This window comes from Fischerella muscicola PCC 7414 (assembly GCF_000317205.1).
GTDB lineage: Bacteria > Cyanobacteriota > Cyanobacteriia > Cyanobacteriales > Nostocaceae > Fischerella > Fischerella muscicola.
The window spans coordinates 1-1,170 of sequence record NZ_AJLK01000220.1; the positions used below are offsets into that span (position 1 = coordinate 1).

General features: G+C 39.7%; 1 protein-coding gene. It reads left to right on the top strand.

Annotation, left to right across the window (positions count from 1 at the left end):
* Positions 1–73 precede the first annotated feature (73 nt).
* A protein-coding gene (locus UYI_RS0131320) for an ISKra4 family transposase (RefSeq protein WP_085948366.1) occupies positions 74–1,143 on the top strand; the annotation gives its coding sequence in 2 pieces (ribosomal slippage) (positions 74–230 and positions 230–1,143; 1,071 coding nt in all).
* Positions 1,144–1,170: the final 27 nt, after the last annotated feature.

Here is a 1,170-nt window from a genome sequence, read left to right on the forward strand (position 1 = left end):
AGCATCCACTTTTGGAAGATATACAAGTTCTGGGAGAATATAAGAACAGATAAAACAATGTGCAGGACTCACAATGAACCAGGATAAACAAGAACAGATCAAAGCCTGCTTAAAAGAATTGGCAACATTGTTGTATGAAGAAGCAGACAAAAGTAAGCTGACAGATCTAGAAGGCATAGAAAAAACAGTGCGGAGTCAAATATTAGAACTAGTCAGCCCAGAAATAGCCCTTTTTTTATCGAACAAAAAACTGGAACAAAAGTAGGTAAAACCAGAAAAATAAAAAGTTTGGTGGGAGAACTCACTCTTAAAGCCAAACAGCTTATTAGACTGGGTGTCAAACCAAGAACCCGGTTAAGTCCATTGCTTCAAAAGTGCTGTTTGAGGCTATCAGCTAACGAATCATACCAAAAAGCAGAAATTGAGATTGAGGCATTGACAGGAGTAAAAGTTGGTCACACAACGCAACAAAAACTAGTGCTGTCACAAGAAATTCAACTACCACTTGCTAAACAATCAGTTTCAGAAATCAGCGTAGATGGAGGAAAAGTCCGACTCAGAGGTAAACCGAAAGCAGGCTGCTACTGGCGAGACTATAAAACCGTTCGGTTGCAAGGGATTTACTATGGTGCGTTTTTTGATGACAACCAATCATTAGTTGATTATGTCAATAGCCAGCATCTTGTTAACCCGTTAGTCTGCTTGGGAGATGGTCATGATGGTGTGTGGAATCTCGTCAAAGAGTTTGGTAAAACAGAGCATGGAAAGCGTTGGGAAATATTAGATTGGTATCATCTCAAGGAAAATCTTTACAAAGTGGGTGGTTCTTTAAAGCGACTCAAAGCAGCTGAAACTCTTTTATGGCAGGGTCAAGTTGAAGAAGCTAAAGCTTTATTTCATAATTGCCGAGGCAAACAAGCTAAGAACTTCATCGCTTATCTCGAAAAACATTGCTCCCGTATTGTCAACTATAGCTATTACCAAGCTGAACAACTTTGTTCTATTGGTTCTGGTGCAGTCGAGTCTGCTATTAAACAGATTGGAGCTAGGATGAAAATTTCTGGCGCACAGTGGAATGTTGAGAGTGTCAACCAAATTCTTTCTGTTCGTTGTGCTTATCTGAATGGTTTACTTGCTATTTGAGTGTTTCTGCCAAAAGTGGATGCTCCC